11 protein-coding genes and 3 pseudogenes are annotated in these 20179 nt (G+C 47.3%); 8 read left to right on the top strand and 6 right to left on the bottom strand.

Annotated elements, in window-relative coordinates:
• Nucleotides 1-73: 73 nt before the first annotated feature.
• On the bottom strand, nt 74-1018 hold the full coding sequence (ylqF, locus tag EA26_RS11720) for a ribosome biogenesis GTPase YlqF (protein WP_039427666.1): 945 nt from the start codon (nt 1016-1018) through the stop codon (nt 74-76).
• A gap of 334 nt (nt 1019-1352) precedes the next feature.
• Between ylqF and EA26_RS11715 the strand changes: the two genes are divergently transcribed.
• The 4 genes and pseudogenes from EA26_RS11715 (at nt 1353) to EA26_RS11700 (ending at nt 9821) form a co-directional block, all read left to right on the top strand.
• Nucleotides 1353-2309: an AEC family transporter gene (locus EA26_RS11715; protein ID WP_039427664.1), complete on the top strand. Its 957-nt coding sequence runs from the start codon at nt 1353-1355 to the stop codon at nt 2307-2309.
• 256 nt (nt 2310-2565) lie between these two features.
• A complete protein-coding gene (locus tag EA26_RS11710; protein ID WP_226978361.1) occupies nt 2566-5445 on the top strand; it encodes a ligand-binding sensor domain-containing diguanylate cyclase in 2880 nt (959 codons plus the stop codon).
• A gap of 182 nt (nt 5446-5627) precedes the next feature.
• Nucleotides 5628-6761 carry an exonuclease SbcCD subunit D gene (locus EA26_RS11705; RefSeq protein WP_039427660.1) on the top strand — a complete coding sequence of 378 codons (1134 nt, stop codon included), beginning with the start codon at nt 5628-5630 and terminating at the stop codon, nt 6759-6761.
• 12 nt (nt 6762-6773) lie between these two features.
• Nucleotides 6774-9821 (top strand): annotated as a pseudogene (locus EA26_RS11700) (AAA family ATPase).
• 123 nt (nt 9822-9944) lie between these two features.
• Here the strand turns inward: EA26_RS11700 and EA26_RS11695 are convergent.
• The 5 genes and pseudogenes from EA26_RS11695 to EA26_RS11680 all read right to left on the bottom strand — a co-directional run.
• Nucleotides 9945-10274, bottom strand: a pseudogene (locus EA26_RS11695) (ABC transporter permease subunit); the annotation flags it as partial.
• Nucleotides 10268-10561 (bottom strand): annotated as a pseudogene (locus EA26_RS20480) (ISAs1 family transposase); the annotation flags it as partial. The pseudogenes EA26_RS20480 and EA26_RS11695, both read right to left, overlap by 7 nt.
• Before the next feature lie 11 nt (nt 10562-10572).
• Complete coding sequence (locus EA26_RS11690) at nt 10573-11661, bottom strand: KTSC domain-containing protein (protein ID WP_052079262.1); 1089 nt, start codon at nt 11659-11661, stop codon at nt 10573-10575.
• Nucleotides 11661-12485: a carbohydrate-binding protein gene (locus EA26_RS11685; protein WP_039427658.1), complete on the bottom strand. Its 825-nt coding sequence runs from the start codon at nt 12483-12485 to the stop codon at nt 11661-11663. Before EA26_RS11685 ends, EA26_RS11690 begins: the two co-directional genes overlap by 1 nt.
• Nucleotides 12486-12498: 13 nt before the next feature.
• On the bottom strand, nt 12499-13824 hold the full coding sequence (locus EA26_RS11680; RefSeq protein ID WP_039427655.1) for an endonuclease/exonuclease/phosphatase family protein: 1326 nt from the start codon (nt 13822-13824) through the stop codon (nt 12499-12501).
• A gap of 1081 nt (nt 13825-14905) precedes the next feature.
• Between EA26_RS11680 and ltrA the strand changes: the two genes are divergently transcribed.
• From ltrA to EA26_RS11660, 4 genes are all read left to right on the top strand, one after another.
• A complete protein-coding gene (gene ltrA / locus EA26_RS11675) occupies nt 14906-16210 on the top strand; it encodes a group II intron reverse transcriptase/maturase (RefSeq protein WP_052079731.1) in 1305 nt (434 codons plus the stop codon).
• A gap of 267 nt (nt 16211-16477) precedes the next feature.
• A complete protein-coding gene (locus tag EA26_RS11670; RefSeq protein WP_039427652.1) occupies nt 16478-18013 on the top strand; it encodes a methyl-accepting chemotaxis protein in 1536 nt (511 codons plus the stop codon).
• A gap of 220 nt (nt 18014-18233) precedes the next feature.
• The gene (locus EA26_RS11665; RefSeq protein ID WP_039427650.1) at nt 18234-18584 is read left to right on the top strand and encodes a DMT family protein; all 351 of its coding nucleotides are present in this window, start codon (nt 18234-18236) and stop codon (nt 18582-18584) included.
• A gap of 504 nt (nt 18585-19088) precedes the next feature.
• Nucleotides 19089-20057: a carbohydrate porin gene (locus tag EA26_RS11660; protein ID WP_039427648.1), complete on the top strand. Its 969-nt coding sequence runs from the start codon at nt 19089-19091 to the stop codon at nt 20055-20057.
• Nucleotides 20058-20179: the final 122 nt, after the last annotated feature.

The following is a 20179-nucleotide window of genomic DNA, read 5'->3' as shown; positions in this document are numbered from 1 at the left end:
AGCAATAAAAAAGGGACGTTAAATACGTCCCTGAGGAAATGAAGCGATAATGGTTAGAACAAACTTTTTTGGTTCAGCGTTTGTTTTTGAGGTAGCGTTTTCTACGCTCCTCTTTTTGCTTGGCTTTTTCTTCTTCGCGGCGTGCGGCTTCGATTTCAACTTCAATCAGTTCTTGAGTGATCATCTCTGGTCTTTCAAGCGTTATCTGCCCTAAAGTGCCACTACGCAGCTCATGCAGTAGGATCTCACTGGCTTTATGTAGGTCCACTCGGCCACCAGAGCGCAATGCACCACGATTGCGGCCAATCTCTTCCATCAGCTCGACATCAGATTCTGGAAGTTCCTCTATCTGATAGCGATCTTTGAGTTTTTGTGGATAGTGTTTGGCGAGATACTCGACGGTGTAAAAAGCCACTTCTTCATACTCCATAGCGGTATCTTTAACCGCGCCCGTCGCTGCAAGGCGAAAGCCGCTGTGCGGGTTTTCAACTTTAGGCCATAAGATCCCGGGAGTATCAGAGAGCACAATGCCGTTTTGCAGATTGATACGTTGCTGACGGCGAGTTACGGCAGGCTGGTTACCTGTTTGAGCGATGGCACGTCCAGCCAGCGTGTTGATGATGGTTGATTTGCCAACGTTCGGGATGCCCATAATCATGGTACGAATGTTTTTGCCAATCTCTTCTCGATGCGGGGCCAGCTTGCGGCACAGCTCCATGATCTTGTGCACTTCCTGCGTTTGAGAGGTGGTGATCGCCATCGCTTTCACGTTTTGTTCTTTTTCAAGATGTTCGATCCACAACTGAGTCAGTTCTGGGTCGGCCAAATCGCGCTTGTTCAGGACCTTAACCACAGGTTTGTCACCGCGAATTTTAGAAATAAGCGGATTTTCACTGCTAAAAGGAATACGTGCATCAAGCACTTCAATAATCACGTCGACTTGTGGAATGGCTTCTTCGATCTCTTTGCGGGCTTTGTGCATATGCCCAGGAAACCATTGAATTGAGTTGTTCACCATTGGGAATTTTAATCCTTAACTTTATCGATTTTTAAGTGACACCTTGCGGTTCACATAAAAAGAAATGCTTTGCGCAAATTGGATGTGGAGCATTGTACTTGAGATTGGCTGCGGTATCCATTTTGCTTAGGTTTATTGCTCATTTTGCTTAAGCTTTTATTGCAAAACTCTGCGGAAAAACGGCGCTTGCGAGAAAGGTACGGCCGGTAAATCGTTCGAACCATAAGGCTTAGGATGTATGGTAAACAATGCAAAAACAGTAAAATAACTGGACGAAAGGTTGCGCTGAGACAACAATCAGTCACTTCAAACTTACTTGCCAGCGGGATGCTTGATGGAATCACTTTTAGCTCAGTTGCAGTTTTCCTTGTCGGTCACAGGCCCTATCTGTCTGATGTTGCTGCTGGGAGTGTTTTTTAAACGTATCGGATTGATCAACGAGCCTTTTATCGAAGTCGGTTCCAAACTGGTGTTCCAAGTCACTTTGCCCACCATGCTGTTTCTCAGTCTGGTCAGCGCCGAACACGACTTTTCCGCCGCCAGTCATTTTGTCAATTTTGGCATTGTTGCCAACATCGTTTTTTTTGTTTTTACCTTCATCTCCGTCAAACTGTTGTTTAAATCCTCTCCTGATCAAGGCGTGGTGATTCAAGGTGGTTTTCGCGCCAATACGGGCATTATTGGTATCGCTTATGTGGCCAACGCCTATGGCTCTCAGGGTGTCGCGCTGGCTGCGATCTATGTTGCGGTGACCACTTTTATCTACAACGTTCAAGCCGTGATCTGTTTGTCGCCGAAAGGTAAAAACAGCGGTGACAAAGCGCTCAAAGTGGTGTTTAAAACCCTAACCAAAAATCCGCTGATCATCGCGATCCTCTCTGGTGTCGCATTTTACTTGTTGTCTATCCCCGTTCCACAAGTAGCGATAGATGCCGGTAACTATCTGTCTAAGATGACACTACCTTTGGCGCTTTTGTGTACGGGTGGCTCACTTAATTTCAGTTTGCTCAAAAATGAAAGTCGCCCCACTTGGTTTGCCAGCAGCTACAAACTGGTTTTTGCGCCAGTGCTTGTGACCAGCGCTGCATATCTGCTCGGATTTCGCGGGATAGAACTGGGCATTCTCTTTTTCATGAATGCTTCGCCTGTCGCCGCAGCAAGTTATGTGATGGCGCGCTCGATGGGAGGAAATGCGACATTAGCGGCAAACATTATTGCCTTGACCACGGTACTTTCAACCATCACCTGTACGATTGGGTTGGTGTTTTTAAAAACCTACCAATTGGTGTAACGAGCTTGGTGCGAAGAGAAGTATTTGGCGAAACGGCGAGTGATGTATTGGCCTTATTCTTTGCTTGAGTCTGGTTTTGTCTCTGAGCATGAGAGTTTTGTCACAAGGTGACGAATTCCATACGCCATACTGCCTGTATAAATCACCACTTCATTGTTGTGGCTTAGCAGTTAATTTATATTTCTATCATAAATGTTTTGCGGCGGTTTCGTTGGTTGCCGTTTGGTTTAAAACCGCAGTGAAGGAAAAAGACGTAATGAGTAAAGTAAATTGGGGAAATCCCTGCATGCAGTTCAGGCAATTGGTGATTTTGATGCTGATCGCTTCGTTCTCGACTTCTCTTTTTGCTCAGCCACTACGTCTATCCGATTACTTCTCTGAAACCTGGAGTTCAAATCAGGGGCTACCCCACAATAGCATCAACGCCATTGCTCAAACGCAAGATGGCTACTTGTGGTTTGCCACTTGGGAAGGGGTTGCCCGTTACAATGGTCTCAATTTCAAACGTTTTGATCGAAATCCGCAGACACATATGCTGGATTCCGGCACACGCTCGCTGGCTGCAGACAGCGCCAATCGTTTGTGGGTAGGCGGTGCACGCGGTAGTTTAGCTCTTCGGCAAGGTTATACTTGGCATGCGCAAACCCCGCTCCCAAGTTTGGTTAACTTCATCTTGGTCGATTTGCAGCAGAACTTATGGTTTGCCATTGAAGGAAAAGGGGTGGTGTTTCGCCCGCATCTCGATGATGGTCGTTATGGCGAAGACCAATGGCGATTGACCAATACGAGCGCTTATCGTCTTGCTCAGGATGCGACTGGTGCGATTATTGCGGCGACGGATGCCGGTCTCTATCGCCTAACGGATAATGCGGCACAAAAACTCTCTTCAACGCAATTTGAGCGCGTCTCTTATGTCTCATCTGCGCCGAACGGTGACATTCTACTGGGTACAAATCGTGGCGCTTGGCGCTGGGACGGGAAAATCCTCAGCCCTGTAGAGAATGCTCTGTTAAGCACCGTGGTTACGGTGGTTGAGCAAGACAGCGCGGGCAGTATTTGGTTTGGCACTATCAATCGAGGAGTGGCACGCTTGAGTTGGCATGGGCTGGAATGGCTAGACGTTCGTCAAGGGTTGCCGAATAACCGCGTGCTCTCTTGGCTTGAAGATCAGCAAGGTAACATCTGGATCGGCACCAATGGCGGGATTATCCGTTTACGAGAAGCTCCCTTTGTTTCTGTGACTCAAGAACAAGGTTTGATAGGCAACTATGTCCGCACTCTGCTGGAGATCGCTGACGATCATCTATTAATCGGTAGCAGCAATGGCCTGAGTGTGCTGGATAGCTCAGGGGCGCGAGCGGTACCGAGTCACGGTGAGAATCTCTCCGTGCTGAGCTTGGCAAAGCGAAGCGCAGACAGCGCTTGGGTTGGCACCTACCAACATGGTCTGATGATGTTCCAAGCTGGACAGCTGAGCTTATTTCTTAGTGAAAATAGTGGCTTACCGACTAATGAAATTCGAGCTTTGCTTCAAGATAGTCAGAATAATTTATGGATAGGAACGCCTGCAGGGTTAGTGAAACGTTCACCAGACGGTACTTTGCGCTATTTCAGTAAAGAGAATGGCGAGCTGGTTGATAACTATGTGATGGCGCTGGCGGAAGATGAATTCGGTAAAATTTGGGTGGGAACGGGGCTTGGTGTCAACTATCTCTCCGGTGAACATTTTGCCAGTCTCAATTTAGACAAGCTGGAAGCCGCCCAATACGCTTTCGGCTTTTACACCGAACCAGGCTATGTGTGGATCGCCACAGATCGCGGTGTGGTGCGCTATCGGCAACGGGATAAAACCACTGCGCTTGTTGGGCGTCCGCAGGGGTTGCCCATCGACAAATTTTTCCAAGTGGTCAACGATGGCCAAGGCCATTTCTGGTTGTCAAGTAACCGAGGTATCTGGCGCATTGGCTACGAGCAGGCACATCGCGTCGCAGACGGCATGTATGCCAGTTTAGAGTTTGAGCATTACGACGAAAATGATGGCATGGCCAGCAGTCAGGCCAATGGCGGTTCCAATCCGGCCGCAATAATCACCAAGGCAGGCCGTCTCTACTTTGCTACTGCAAAAGGCGTAACATCAATCCATCCTGACAGCTTGGCGCACGACACCAAACATCAACTTCCTGTGGTGCTCGAATCAGTAAAGTTTGATTCCACCAGTGTCGATGTCGACTCTCGCGGTCACGTTCCTGCAGGCACGACGCGCGTCTCCTTTTCTTACGTTGGGCTTGGCTATGTCATGTCTGAGCGCTTGCAATACCGAACGAAATTGGAGGGATTTGACAACGAGTGGTCCTATCGCGGCAATGCGACCACGGTCGAGTACACCTATCTGCCGCCCGGCAAATACCGTTTGTGCATCAGCGCCCGCTCGCCGTATGGTGAGTGGCATGATGCGCAGCATGTGTACCAATTTACCGTTTACCCCTCTTTTTGGCAGCGTACGGAAGTGCGCATTGCCGTTGTGCTGGCAGCACTGATCCTTCTCGTGGCTGCGATTCGCTGGCGGCTAAGCGCGCTTAAACGCAATGAGCTTCAATTGAAAAAACAAGTGGCACTGCAAACGCAAGAGATCCGAGCGCAAGCGGAGAAGTACGAAAGACTGTCAAAAGAAGATGTCTTAACTGGCTTGGCGAATCGCCGCGCCTTTGATAATGAGATCAAAGCGACTTTCAATCACGCTAAGGAAAATCAGCAGCGTTTCTTTGTTGCGATCTTGGATATCGATTTCTTTAAGCGAATCAATGATAAATATTCCCATCTGGCTGGTGACAAAGCGATTGTCGCTATCGCTCACATTTTGCGAGATTACGCGCAATCACCTGAAAAAACCGCAAGATGGGGCGGGGAAGAGTTCACCCTGTTGTACCAAGGCGACCAGCCGTACGCCTATTTTGAGCAGTTGAGAGAGCGTATCGAGCAGAGCCGTTTTGATGATATCGATCCGGATCTCACTATCACCGCCAGCATTGGTTTTGCCGATAGCGATAATGCGCAGAGTTATGAAGAAGTGCTTAAACGCGCCGATCACGCACTGCTCAAAGCCAAACGTAACGGGCGCAACCGCACTGAGTGCTAACTCTAATACCGGTCATCAACACAGTATGAGTTTGTGGGCGTTTCGCCCATTTATTGCCCTTTCAATCACTTCGGATATCAATTTCACCGCTTGATACGATGAAATGGCCGATTTTTCAGGCTATGCTATCGCCTGAAAAACGTGGCATTCCGTCATACGTTCGTTGGTGTAAGTGACAATCCATGAAGTTTATTCATACCTCTGACTGGCATCTTGGCCGCCAGTTTCACAACGTCTCTCTGTTGGAAGACCAAAGCGCCGTTCTTGATCAACTGATTGAATACATCGCGCAGCATCCGGTCGATGCCGTTGTTGTGGCGGGAGATATTTTCGATCGCTCAGTGCCTCCGACCGCTGCGGTGGAACTGCTCGACCAAACCGTTACGCGCGTTTGCGGCGAGCTGAACACGCCGATGATCCTCATTCCCGGCAATCATGATGGCGCGCAGCGACTTGGTTTTGGTGCTTCGCAAATGAAACAAGCCGGGTTACACATCATCAGTAACTTCAAGCAAATGCTGACTCCTGTGGTACTGGAAAGTGAGCAAGCGGGTCAGGTGGCCTTTTATGGCATGCCTTATAGCGATCCAGAGCAGGTGCGCTTTGCCTTTGACGCTGATGTGAAAGACCACGACCAATCGCACCAAGTATTGGTTGAAGAGATTAAGGCCCGTTTGCAACACGCGCAGAAAAACGTGCTGCTGAGCCACTGTTTTGTGGATGGCGGAGAGAGCAGTGATTCGGAGCGGCCGCTCTCCATTGGCGGTTCGGATCGAGTTAGTGCGGGCCATTTTCGCTGCTTTGATTACGTTGCGCTTGGCCATCTGCATCAGCCGCAGCAGCGCAGTGAAGCCCACATTCGATACAGTGGATCGCTGATGAAATACAGCTTTTCCGAGCAGGATCAAAAGAAAGGGGTTACGCTGGTAACGCTCGATGAAAACGGATTTGCCAACGCTGAGCATATCGCGCTCAAAGCACCGCGAGAAATGCGCGTGCTGGAGGGGGAACTGGAGGACATCATTGCGCGTGGCAAAACAGATCCTAACGCGGACGATTACCTATTGGTGCGCTTGCTGGATAAACACGCGATCCTCAATCCGATGGACAAGCTTCGTGCGGTTTACCCGAACGTTTTGCATTTAGAGAAACCGGGCATGTTGATTGGTGTAGAACAACAAATGGCGCAAGCAAAACTGGCGCGCAGTGAAGCGGATATGTTCCGTGATTTTTTTCGCGAAGCGCAAGAGAGCGAATTGAGCAGCGCGCAAGAGAAGGCGCTCAGCGCCATTGTCAAAGATTTGTTGAAACAGTAAGGGCGAGAGAGCATGAAACCCATCAAACTCACCATGCAAGCATTCGGCCCTTTTGCTGGCCGTGAAGAGATCGATTTTACCTTACTCGGATCTAACCCACTGTTTTTGATCAACGGGCCAACGGGATCAGGGAAAACCTCGATATTGGACGCCATCTGCTACGCCTTGTATGGCGAAACCACGGGCAATGAGCGGCAGGGTACGCAGATGCGTTGTGATCTCGCCGATGTGAAAACTCCGACCGAAGTCACTCTCGAATTTGTCTTACACGGCAGACGTTACCGCGTTCAACGTTCGCCAGAGCAAGAAGCGGCCAAGGCGCGTGGCGAAGGGACGACGGTAAAAAAACACACTGCGTCGCTCTATTTACTCGATGACGAAGAAAAACTGATCACCGCCAAAACCAACGAAGTGAAAGGCAAAGTCGCTGAGTTGATTGGTCTGAGCGAGACTCAGTTTCGCCAAGTGATGGTGCTACCACAAGGGAAATTTCGCGAACTGTTGCTTGCGAGTTCCAAAGAGCGTGAAGAGATATTTGGCCAGCTGTTCCAAACGGAAATATACAAACGCATCGAATTTGCCCTGAAAGAGAAAGCGCAGGCGATCAGCAGCGCCAAAGAGAAGTTTGATGAGCAGATCCGTGGTGCGCTGGATGTGGCTGAGGTCAGTGATGAATCGTCTCTGACAGAGACATTGAAAGAGCAGCAAAGCGTGCTCGCTGAGTTGAACCTGCAAGAACAACAGTACTTAGGTCACTACAACGACGCCAAACAAGCTCTCCTTACGGCCAAATCCTTGCTGGAAGAGTTCAATAAACAAGCCGCCGCGAAAAGTGTGCTCGATACTCATCTGGGCAAAAAGGAGTCGATGCAAGCTTTAGCGCTGCAGCTTGAGCATGCCCGCCAAGCGCAGCAACTCGATGGGCCTTATCACCAGTGGAAGAGTATCCTTAACGATATTGTTCAACAGTAAAGCAAGATTGATAAGCTTAATGCTTCACTAAGCAGTGCAACACAGCAAGCGAATGAGTTAGAGCAGCAACATACCCAAGCCCAGCAACAAGCTGAACGCATTCCTGAGCTACAGCAAGAAAAGTTTGCCTTAGAAACCGCCAAGGCCAAGCTGATGCAAAAAGCGCAATTTGAACAAGAGATTGTCCATTTAGGCATAGAAGTAGAAAAGCTGGAGCATCAATTGCAGCGCGTGCAAGCGCACAAAACGGTGATGCAGCAAGAGCTGCAATCGGCCACCAGCGCCTTTGACCAAGGCAAGCAGGCACTGGCGGAGCAGCCAAGGCTTGAAGCGCGTGAAGGGGAGCTGAAACGCCAGATCAACGACTACACGCACCACCTGAAACTTCAGCAAGGTTTGCAAGATTTGCACTCGCAGACACAAGCCAAGCAGCAGGCGCAACAACAGGCAAAGCAGCACTGGTTAAACGCTCAGCAAAGTGCCGATCGGGTTGAGCTGAGCTGGCACACTGAACAAGCGGCGATCCTTGCTGAACGTCTTAGCCAAGGCGACCCTTGCCCGGTTTGTGGCAGCCGAGAGCATCCGGCTAAAGCGACCTTTGCGGGAGAGCCGGTTAGTAAAGTGCAAGTGGAGCAGGCGCGCGAGCGGGAGAAAAACGCGCTCGCCGTTTTTAACCAGAGCGAGAATGCGCTGGCGTTACACCTGTCTAAAATCACTCAACAGCAAGAAGCGGTTGCACAAAGCGCAGCACTGATGGGCGCCTTGCTGGATACCTCAATTGAGGCGCTGCAAGCCCAGCTGCTGGAGCTGCAAGCCGAGCTCAAAAAAATGCAAGAGATTAACCTTACTCAGTTGGAGAGTCATGTTCAGCAACTGACCGAGCGCTGTGGCAAAGGTGATGCTATGGAGAAAGAGCTCACCCAACAACTCATTTCTGCCTCTGCGACGTTAAAAGAAAAGCGTGAACAGCTAAGCAAATTTAGTCAGCAGATTGCCAGCGAATGGAGCGACGTGACATTGGTTGAGCAGAGAATAGCCACGCTCAGCCAACAGATCGAAACATGGCAACAAGCCAAAGATCTCAGTCAAAAACGCCTTGATGAGATCAAACAAACGCTATCGGCACAGCGTAGTGAACTAAAAGCGCACAGCGACATGTTGTTGCAAATACAGCATCGGAGTGAACAACATCAATTAGCTTGGCGTGAGGCTCTCGACGCGTCAGCCTTTAGCGACGAGCAGCACTATTTGGCGCAGCGGGCAGAGCCCAGCCAGTTGGAGCAATGGAAGCAAGAGTTGGAGCAATTTCAGCAGCAGACCACCCGTTTGCAGCAGACTTATCAGGATTTCCAGCAGCGATTGCAAGATAAACAGCCACCGGAACTGGCGCAGCAAGAGCTGGCGGTGATTGAATCCGAGCAGTGCTATCTGCGAGTGAAAAATGAGCGAGATAGTGTGCGCTCTTTGGTCACCAAACTGGAAAGTGTGCAGCGCAAGATCGCCGAGTTACACCAACACAACCAACGTCTTGAAGAGGAATACAAGGTTTACGGTACGCTTTATGATGTCGCCAGTGGTAAAACGGGCAGCCGAATCAGCTTACATCGCTTTGTGTTGGGCGTGCTGCTAGATGATGTGTTGATCCAAGCATCGCAACGTTTGAGCTTAATGAGTCGTGGTCGATATATCCTCAGCCGCAAAACCGAAGGCTTTAAAGGCGTGGCGGGGCGTGGCTTAGATCTCGTGGTGGAAGACAGCTACACTGGCAAATCGCGCGATGTTGCCACCTTGTCTGGCGGAGAATCCTTCATGGCGGCGCTCTCTTTAGCGCTCGGTTTGTCGGATGTGGTGCAATCTTATAGTGGTGGTATTCGCCTTGATACGCTGTTTATCGATGAAGGATTCGGCAGCTTGGATCCGGAATCGCTCGATCTGGCGGTGCAAACGCTGGTGGATTTACAACAGAGTGGGCGGATGATCGGGGTAATTTCCCACGTCGCAGAAATGAAAGAGCAAATGGCGCAGCGTATTGATGTTGTGCCGTCACGCAGCGGCTCCGCGATTTCTGTTAAAGGGACACTTCATTGAGACGACTGAGAGTCGCGAAAAGATGGGCTCTGCATTCGTGCGGGTAAAGAAGTCGTGCAGGTAACGCCACGCTAGGCAACGTGAAAACGGCATCGCCAGAGACTCTGAGCGATGCCGACAAGCTTACTTTTTATTGGCGTATTTCATCGAGTCGAGTGCCACGGCGAAGACGATGATCGAGCCTTTGATAATGTATTGCCAGTATGGGCTGACACCAATATAAGTCATACCGTAGTTGATTACGGTAAAAATCAGCACCCCGGTGACAACTCCGGCGATACTGCCCACACCGCCAGCAAAAGAGACCCCGCCGACGACACACGCCGCAATCGCATCCAACTCGTACAGGAAGCCAAGGTTGTTGGTAGCACTGCCGATGCGTCCTTGGGTCACAATCAGTCCGGCAACACCAAGGGCAATAATCACCAGGGCGTCCGCATGAATGGTTAGAATTTAGTCATTGACTTAAATCCAGCTAACAAAACTTGCTCCAAGAAGCCGGGGTTCATCATGCAACGTTTCTGCTTCATTGGCACACTAATTTTGCTTGGCTCAGCTCTTAGCATGTTAAGTGCCATGTGTCTTAAACCTGCCAAATTTTCAGCCGCGTTTTGTCGGTAAATCTGACAAGCGTCTTCTCGCATGCTCACATCTAAAATCCAGTGCATTGACTCTATGCCCCAGTGGGCTCGAATGGCATTTCCTGCCTGCTCCGCGGTCAGGTCTGCTGAACGAGTGAATCCTTCTGTGCTTAGTTTTCTATTTTAGTGTATGGGTAGTTATCTTTAATGTTCTCATTAAAGTATGTACCGTGACTTGTGGAATAATAAAATTCCTCCCAGGTTTCACGGTCTACACCCTCATATCGGTAACCACCTCCGTATCTGAACCGGATATCCAAAATATTAGAAACGTAGGAATGCCCAATGTGTGAGATAGCAGACGAACTAGAAGGATGCTGTTCGAACATCGGGTATGGCGTCAAATTATCGATAATTTCTTTCATGAGACCCGCTATATATGGTGCGGCGTTGTCTTGTAAATAGGAGTCTTTCAACCCATGACCAGAAAAATCAAAGGCGAGAGAAGCTGAAACCGGATTTGCTGCTATAGCACCGAAAGCAATACGAACGCCAGCCATTGGCAAATCGTTCGAATTAGTAAATGTCTTTGCTATCTCTGGATTGTTGACACCCTGGGGACCGCCATGTGAAAAAGTCGGGTTTGCAATACCCATATATCCAAGCATAGGGTATTCAGACAATTCAACACCATTAGGGTATACATAGTTATTGCTTACTTCTGTATATAAACGATTCCCGTAAAAGTTACCTTGCGAGTGCGTAACTAAAACCGTTCTGGCGCACTTGTCGAGATACGTTTCCAGCCTAAGTTTCATGTTCGCATAGTCAAGCTCATTGACCATATCATCGACGCCTTCATAGAGCTCAGTATAAAACCATGCAAATGCCTCAGCCGTGGCGTCAATGTTTTGTTTGAGGTTTCCCTTGAGTGCCGCTTTAACAATGCGCCCTTTTGCTCCATTCTTCTCTTCATCAGTAAGCTTATGAAATGCGACTTCTGCGATCTGATAGAGTAGCGGTTCATTAAAGTTATGAACGCCATCAGCGTCGTCTCTTATCGTGTAGTAATGAAGGTAGCTGGACTGAAAATCACTCAACGCGTCCAGATTTTGTTTAAAAGTCATTTCATCAGTAAACATTCCATTTACGTAGAATAACTGAAGAGAATCGACGCCTTTAGCGCAGTAACTATCTGCAAAGGCAGCGTTTGATAGCAACAGACTTAAGAGTGACAAACCAATCGTTTTACGTATCATTATTGTTGTCCTCCTGGTAGTAATGAAGTGGGGCAAGGACTTTCCTCAAAAACAAATGCATCAAAGTCTTCGCCCATTGCTTCAAACAGTCGTCGTTTACCAATACGATAATAAAGGGCTTGATATATTGTTTCGGTATATAGATCATCCGGCATTTCCTGAATCTGACCATCACGTCTTAATTGTTCGAAACAGCCTTCCATTCGAATGATGCTATTTAGTTGCGTCGTTGCCGCTTCTTTGGAAAGCGCAATCGAGTCGTCAAGGGCAATGTCGTGCAATAGCTTATATTCATGTGACGCACTCAAGGCGAGCTGGACAATTTCCGGAGAAGAGTAAGCGTCAATCACGGCCTCTTTATACGAATCCCGAACTCCGTCATTGTCGCTATCTACACCATGTATGGCTTCAGCAGATTTAGGGTCGAGATCTGGTTCAGGAGCCACAGGGAGTGAATCACCGCTATCGATTTGAAAATTTGCCAGATGGCGCCAGGCTGAAGATTCATCGGGGTTCTCCCCCTGAACCCACCATTTAGACAGGTAATACTCGCCCTTATAGTTAACTAATTGTGCACCGTTGTACGCTTCTTCACTTTGGAATAACGGAATTTCTCCGTTTTCAACGTAAAGCCAACCGTCCCAGGAAACATCATTCACTTCAGGCGCAGAGCCTGAATTCCAGTGGATAGAGACGAAGGTGTTTCCGTTATGGATGACAACGTCACCTGCATTGTAAACGGCGTCACTCTGCCAGGGCGTGGACGCAAAGCCGGATGTGGATGTGAGCAGCCCGATACTAAGGGCTATCAGGGTGTTTCTCATAAGGTCTTAATCCTCAAAAAGTGTTTTCTATGCCTTCTTGCGAAGACGTGTAGGTAACTGTGTGAATTTCTCGCTCATACCGGTCAAGCAGCGTGATGGTGTCCCCGCTGTTGTTTAATGTGACTCCGGAGCTGATAGTGAAAGTGACTTGTTCACCTTCGGCTAAGGTCGCTGTGAGCAACGTGCTCTTATTATCACTGGCATCCTTAAGCATTAACTGGCCGTTGAATGGCGAGCCGGTATTCAGAAGCGTTATGGTTTCGTTTTGATAATCGGTACCTACCGGGTTAGCTAATAGGGAAATGATGGTCAGTTTGGGTAGGGGATGTGCATTGATACCGAAAGTAGCTATGACGGGAATGTGGTCGGAAGCGCGGGAGTCTTCATTACCGACTACGGCGGTTAACTCTTCAAAGGTGTAAGCGTATTTTTGGTTGTTGTATGCCGATACCCAAGACGGGGTCACCAGTATCTGGTCATACATTGCATGTGTAACCTCAACGTCGGCTGCATAATTGTCGAGGTTAGTTAGTCGGCTGTTAGGAACTGCCGCATCGATAAGCTCAATGAGAGTGTCGGTTTTCGTGTTACTTTTCAGGCCATAGCTCACCAGGTTTTGAGCAACTAAAGGCTCCGCTAGATTGATAAAGTAATTGCCCGGTACGTTTTCAAGCGCTTGAGGTGATAATGCCCCAGTTTCTAAAGTATTCAGAGAAGCGTCATCCGGCGTGTCATTGAAATCACCAAGCAGGACGACTTTGTCATACGAGCTGGAGTCGATGTAATCGAGAATATCGAGCGATGCATTAACCCTAGAGGTCTCCGTGTCCAGTCTACCGCTGTAACGTGATTTGGCGTGGTGATTAAGTACGAGCACATCGCCGGCATCAGTTGACACAATCAGTTTCAATACTCTGCGCTCATCGATGAAGTTGGGGTTATGAGTATCAAACGCGAAATCCTGAATTGAATCGGCGTTCTTTTCGGCTCCGGAGGCCAGCGAGTAATTCAGACCTTTACGTACAGCAAACGCCAGGTTCATGTCATCGGTACTGTCATCATCGAGAATGACCACCCATTTAGCTGGGTCGAAATAGTATTCGGCAGCTAAGCGGTCACGGACCTCTTGCAGCGCTACAACATCCACACCTTCGAGCTGGTTGATGACTTGCTGGAAATTTTTTTGGCGCTCTTTGTGCATACACGCGGACAAAAACTTCACGTTATAGGTCGCCACGGAGAACGTTTTCAGCTCAATCCCAGATGGCTCGGCGTGCACTGATTTCGTTGAAATGATGAATAAAAATATTGAGAGATAGAGTAGTTTACTGACAGACATACAGACTCCTTCCTTTAGTAAATAAGAGAGTCTGATTTCGAAGATAATTGACCTAATTCATAGTAGATATTCACCGAGTCATGAGGCGGGTAACCTGTACTGATGAACTCCATATTTGCAAAATAGCATTGGGTGGGTCGCAACTCCGAGCGAAATTTAAACCATACAAAGCAGGCGAGAAATCGAGGAAATACGCGATTTCAATGTAATTTTGAATACATACTATAAGGTAGTAGGAGACCATGTTGCGCCCACTCCACCTTCTCGTGGCGTGGCCTTGCTAGAATTTCTTTTCTTTTCTTTTCTTTTCTTTTCTTTTCTTTTCCCTCTCTTTCCGTTCTTTTCCCTTCAGTTCGGCCTGCCAGGGGGATCAGGGCGTCCGTATGAATGGTTAGAAGATCGCGGTCAAGATGGTGTCGTGGTTTTTATGAAAAACCGATCGCCAGATCACACTATTTAGATTCTGGAATTAGCTGCGGAATGACGGGAGCGCCACGAGGTGCTCAACACTGCTCTGGGCAAGAGACGCAGCCAAGCGATTAAATGGCATAATAAGCCCAGAACGTTAACCTAAACAATGGGTTAAGTCCAGTAGGGTGCAAAGTCCCTACATAGGAAATTGCTAGTTCACCTAGAAGTCTGACTGGCATACATGATGGCAACAACATGATATGAAGCCCAGTGACAAAGACGAGAAATCGTTGAGACGCAATGTAGGCCGTAGCATTAAGCGAACTTGGTTAAGCATCGTCACGCAAGTGGAAATGGGGAGTCGCTCCGTCTATACGAACCCTGCCACATACAGTGAAGCAACTAGCGAAGGCAACTGTGTGGTTTCCCGGTGTAATACAAGATGGCATGCATTGAAGGATGTTGAGTAAACGTGGGAGAGCCTATTGCTGTGGGAGTCGCGCCCCAGCGCAGAGATATAAGAGGGGACCTCGAAATTCTCAGTGTATACACAATAGGCAGTCGGATGAGCCCATAGTACCGAAGATGATGAGGACAACATAACCTCATCTAGGGAAGGGGCCCAGACATAAATGACGTTTTTAAAGAAATTTCAGCAGGAGATTGCCGAATGGCTAGCACTTCAAATAAAGTTCGAGAATTTCAGCGAAAACTTTACCTGCGCTCAAAGCAGGAGCCAGACCAAGCATTTTATAGTCTGTATGACAAAATTTGTCGTTTCGACATCCTGTGGGATGCCTTCTATTTGTGTAAAGCAAACAAAGGGGCGGCGGGAGTCGATGGTGTCAGATTTGAGGACTTAAATAGCATTGAAACGTCTGGTAAGTTGATCAAAACATTAAGAGCGGAGCTGGTAGAAGGCAGGTACAGACCTCTGCCGGTCAAGAGAGTGCAAATACCAAAAGACAATGGTAAGACTCGAAATTTGGGCATACCAAGTATCAGAGATCGCATTGTACAAATGGCATGCACGCTTGTGCTAAGTCCAGTCTTCGAGCCTCACTTCCACTGTAATAGCTACGGTTACAGACCTAAGCGCAGTGCACAAGACGCAGTGATATGCATTAATGGCTATCTAAAACAAGGGTATCAGCAAGTCTATGATGCTGACCTATCAAAGTTTTTCGACACTATACCGCATTCACGATTACTGGATAAGGTAAGGTCTAAAGTGACGGATAGGGCAGTACTAAGACTGATTAAGCTATTCCTCAAAGCGCCGATAAGTGAGCCAACAGCAAAAGGAAAGAGCCGAATAGTGGGAAACCCTATCGGTACGCCTCAAGGCGGGGTGATTTCGCCACTATTGGCAAACATTTACCTAAATGACTTTTGTCGGAAGATTGCGACAAAGACACCATGCAAGATAATTTCTTATGCAGATGACTTTGTTATCCTGTCGAAAACGCCATTCAATTCAGCCCAACAGGACTGGATAAAGAATAAGCTGGAGCAGGAAGGACTAAAGCTCAATGAAGATAAAACTCACATCGTAGATATGACCCAAGTAGGAAATGAATTTGACTTCTTAGGGTTCACTTTCAAGTACATAGTGGGTTTCATCCAGCACACCAACTACGTAAAGATCTATCCATCGAAGAAGAGCCAAAAGAAGTATAAGGATAAGTTGCGAAGCATAGTGAAGCATAGAACGTCTCTGACCCTAGATCAGCTCGTTGAGCGGGTTAATAGAGTAGTAAGAGGCTGGAAGAATTACTTTGGCAAAGTAGGTTATCCTCGACAGGTCTTCTTCAAGATGGATTGGTTTTTGGTGGCACGCTTTTATCGATGGTCAAGAAGCCGAAGTCAACGTCGGAGCCTGTATCTTGCGCAAGATGCATGGGATAAGTTACACAAGGCAGGTCTTGTGTATCTACAACCGACGAAGATGAAAACTGCGAAGGTGAGCAGGTGAACATTTATGTGAAAGCCGTGTGAGGGAAAACCTCATGCACGGAATTGAAGAGGGGTTGCTGGATAAGGGTTGTGCCGAAGCCAGTGACCTACTCTACATATAAACTGTTTTTATATAATGCTGAATTAAAAGAAGTTAAATTCTGTTACAAATTGTATTGATATAAATAGTTATATAAATCAAAGTATTGAATAAACAGAGATTTGAAATCAGTTGATATGCTTATTTGCACCTATACTGTAAAAAAGAGCTCAGTTGGGGGGCCGTATGAAAAAGCATAATCACATTGTTGATGAAGAGGTTAAGTTTGGAAAGGAGATGGAGTTAGTCTCGACGACAGACACAAGAGGGGTGATCACTTATGCCAATGACGCGTTTTGTCAGGTCGCGGGGTATGAGCGTGAAGAAATGATCGGCAAGAATCACAATATGGTGCGCCATCCGGATATGCCCAAAGAGGCATTCAAAGATCTTTGGGAACATCTTAAGCAGCGTACGGCTTGGCGGGGCGCGGTTAAAAATCGCTGTAAAGATGGCCGCTATTACTGGGTGGATGCCTTTGTTACCCCGATTTATGAACATAATCAGCTGGTTGGATACCAGTCGGTAAGGCGTCAGCTTGATCCGAAAGTTAGGGCTAGAGCCGAAATGGCTTACCAAGCACTGCGGCAAAGCAAACCCGTCAAATCCCGTTTGGTAATGAGCAATCAGCTCAAGCTCGTGCTTGTAGCACTCTGTTCTGTGGCGATCACGGCTGGCAGTATTCTTTATAGTGCTTATCTCAGTATTTTGTTTCCTGTGCTTTTCTTCACACTGTTTTACAACGAATTAGTGGCCTATCCGAACTTTAACCAACAGCTTCAGCGTCAATACGACAGTGTGTCTCGTTGGATTTTCTGCACCAATCCGTCCAATCAAGCCGAGTTTCATTTACTGATGGATGAAGGGCGCAATCAAACCATTCTCGGACGAGTCTTGGACGCCAGTCGGGATTTGCTCACCCGAGTCAAAACACTGGAGCAAATCTCCGGCAGAACAAGCAACAGCATACGCATTCAGAATGAGGATCTCGAGTCCATTGCGACCGCGGTTGAAGAGATGGTGGCGACCATTTCCGAAGTGGCGAGAAACAGTGCGTTGTCATCGGAACAAGTACATCTTGCCGCTCAACTTTGCCAGCGCTCGAATGAGAAAGTGATTGCGGCTGAGCAGCAGGTTTCGATATTGGCCAAAGAAGTGAATGCCTCGGCGCAAAACACCGAGTTGATGGCGAACAAAATCTCTGCAATTGACAACGTGATGTCTGAAATCCGGGGAGTTGCTGAGCAAACCAACTTGTTAGCGTTGAATGCCGCGATTGAGGCGGCACGTGCTGGCGAGCAGGGAAGGGGCTTTGCGGTGGTGGCGGACGAAGTACGAGTACTGAGTCAAAGAACGCAAAAAGCAGTCGAAGGAATACAAAGCTCAATGCAAGAGATCTTTGACGCGTTGTATCTTTTGAAGTCAACCATGCAAAGCGGCACTGACGTAGCGCAATCTTGTATTGAATCGACTCGGGAAGCGCGCGCTGAGATAGAATCGTTAAATCAAGCAGTAGAAGCAATTGATGATTCCGCCATCCATATTTCGACTGCCGCTGAGCAACAAAGCGTGGTGGCTAAAGAGATCAGCAAGAGTCTGACAAATATAAAAACTGCATCGAACTCGAATGCACGGGATGTGGATGAGTTGGCGGGTCAAGCGCAGGATGTGCGAGGAATGGCTGATAAGATGGCCGCCTTAGGGCTTTCATTCCGTGTTTAATCTGGCGTTAGCCAAAACAGCCGCTGAACCATTGCGATTGCTATGGTCAGCGGTTTTATTTTGTGACAGCGTAATAGTTCATGATCAGTAGATTGTTTGAGTGACGTTATCGACAGCAGAGCACTTGAAAAAAATAGACACATGATAACGTTGTCAGCTTATAGATTTACGTTATGCTATCGACGCCGTAATATTGCGGTTCTCTTTGGTCTAGTTGGTCATGAATCCTATCGTCGTCAGCATTGGGCTGTTGGTATGCAGTAATGTCTTTATGACTTTCGCTTGGTACGCCCATCTTAAAGAACTGAACAATAAGCCATGGATTGTTGCTGCGCTTATCAGCTGGGGTATCGCACTGTTTGAATACTTGTTGCAGGTTCCTGCTAACCGTATTGGTTACAGTGAACTGAACGTTGGTCAGTTAAAAATTATCCAAGAAGTGATTACTCTGACAGTCTTTGTCCCATTCTCTCTCTTTTATTTGCGCGAACCTTTGAAGTTGGACTATTTGTGGGCTGGATTATGCCTGCTTGGTGCGGTGTATTTTGTTTTCCGCAGTAAGTTTTCTTAAAAATGTTATTTCTAATTTAGTTACATCTATATTAATAATGTTATATCCATCACACTTTAAATTCCGCTAAAGTGGGAATTCCTTCATTTAAGCTAATAGATTTTTGTTTATTAGCTTTTTCTAAACAAAATAAATGTTGATTTAAGGTTGAGAAACAATTCGTTTCACACGGATTTATTTTAATTCGTGAAATAAATTAACATAAAAATCATGCCAACATTAATTTTACTGCTCGAACTATTTTTCAGATTCGTGATGCCTATAGATTATTATCAAACACATCGCTATGGAACGTTCCCACTCGTGACCATGATCACTTAATAAATATGAATGGTGAATGTATGATGCAAGCGCTTCCGGTCGTGTAAATCTTACAATGCAGTGATCGCTCGGGAGTCACATCGGAGAAAACCCACTTTGATGTGCAGGGATTAAGGGCAGCAAGATCGCCCTAAATATGATTTGATAATTACAAATGATATAAATCATTGGAGAAAACCAATAATGAACACTCTTGTAAAACTTTCGCTTGCCTCTGTACTTGTATCTGCAGCTATTAATGCCCAAGCGGGCGTTTCTATTGAAAACGATATGGGTGCATTCTCTATCGGCGGTGATGTGGAATTTAACCTTGATTACACCGATAAAAATGCAACAAATAAACAAGAACTGAATCAAAATGGCCGTATTTTGGTACAAGTTGCCGCTGAGCACACGGTTTCTGGCGATCGCTACATCAAGATGCAAGCGCAGCCTCTACTGGATACTTCAGGTAACGTAAATCTAGATGACGCTTGGTTCGCGATGGGTAAGAAAGCCGATTGGGAACTAAAAGTGGGCCGTTTCGAAGCGTATGATCTTTTCCCTGTAGGCCAAGATACGATGCTGGATTACGCTGGTGTCGACGTTTACCGTGCTAATGCTGCGCGTGGTCGTGGTGACAACGGTCAAGTTGCTTTCTCTAAAACGTTCGACGGCGTTTACTTCGAGGTCTCATCTCTGTTCAAAAACGAGTCAGCTGCGGACAACAACGCTGTGTTCCTACGCCCAGTAGTTGCGTTCCAAGCAACAGATTCTTTCCGTGTAGCAGGTGGTTTGGAAGCCAACGTAACGGCTGATAAGCTAGATCCAGCGAATGATTTCATGGGCTACGGCGTTACAGCAAACTACTCTGCTGACGCAGTTAGCGTAAACTTGAACTACGCGTTCCGTGATTTTGATAGCCAAACTAAAGAGCAATCAACCATTGGTGCCAACCTATTGGTGAGTGGTTTTGGTCTAGGTCACGTTTATTCACAAGACGAAACCAATGCGACAAAAACGAAGCTAAACACCACTTACGCATCTTACGAAATCGCAAATGTTTGGGATGTTGATGCACTAAACATCTACTTGGGTACTTACTACTCAAAACAAAGCGACAGCGACAATAAAGATCTAGGCGCACGTATTCGCTTCAAATACTTCTTCTAATTAACCATTACGATCAACTGCTTTTTTGCCCACCACATGTTGGTGGGCCTTTTTATATTTAAAAGATCGTGGAATGAACCGTTTTATTGTCTTTAGCAAAGCGATAAGGCAAACAAGGAAAA

Source organism: Vibrio navarrensis (assembly GCF_000764325.1).
GTDB lineage: Bacteria > Pseudomonadota > Gammaproteobacteria > Enterobacterales > Vibrionaceae > Vibrio > Vibrio navarrensis.
Note: the sequence above shows the minus strand (reverse complement) of the source record. Positions and strands in the feature narration are given on the sequence as shown.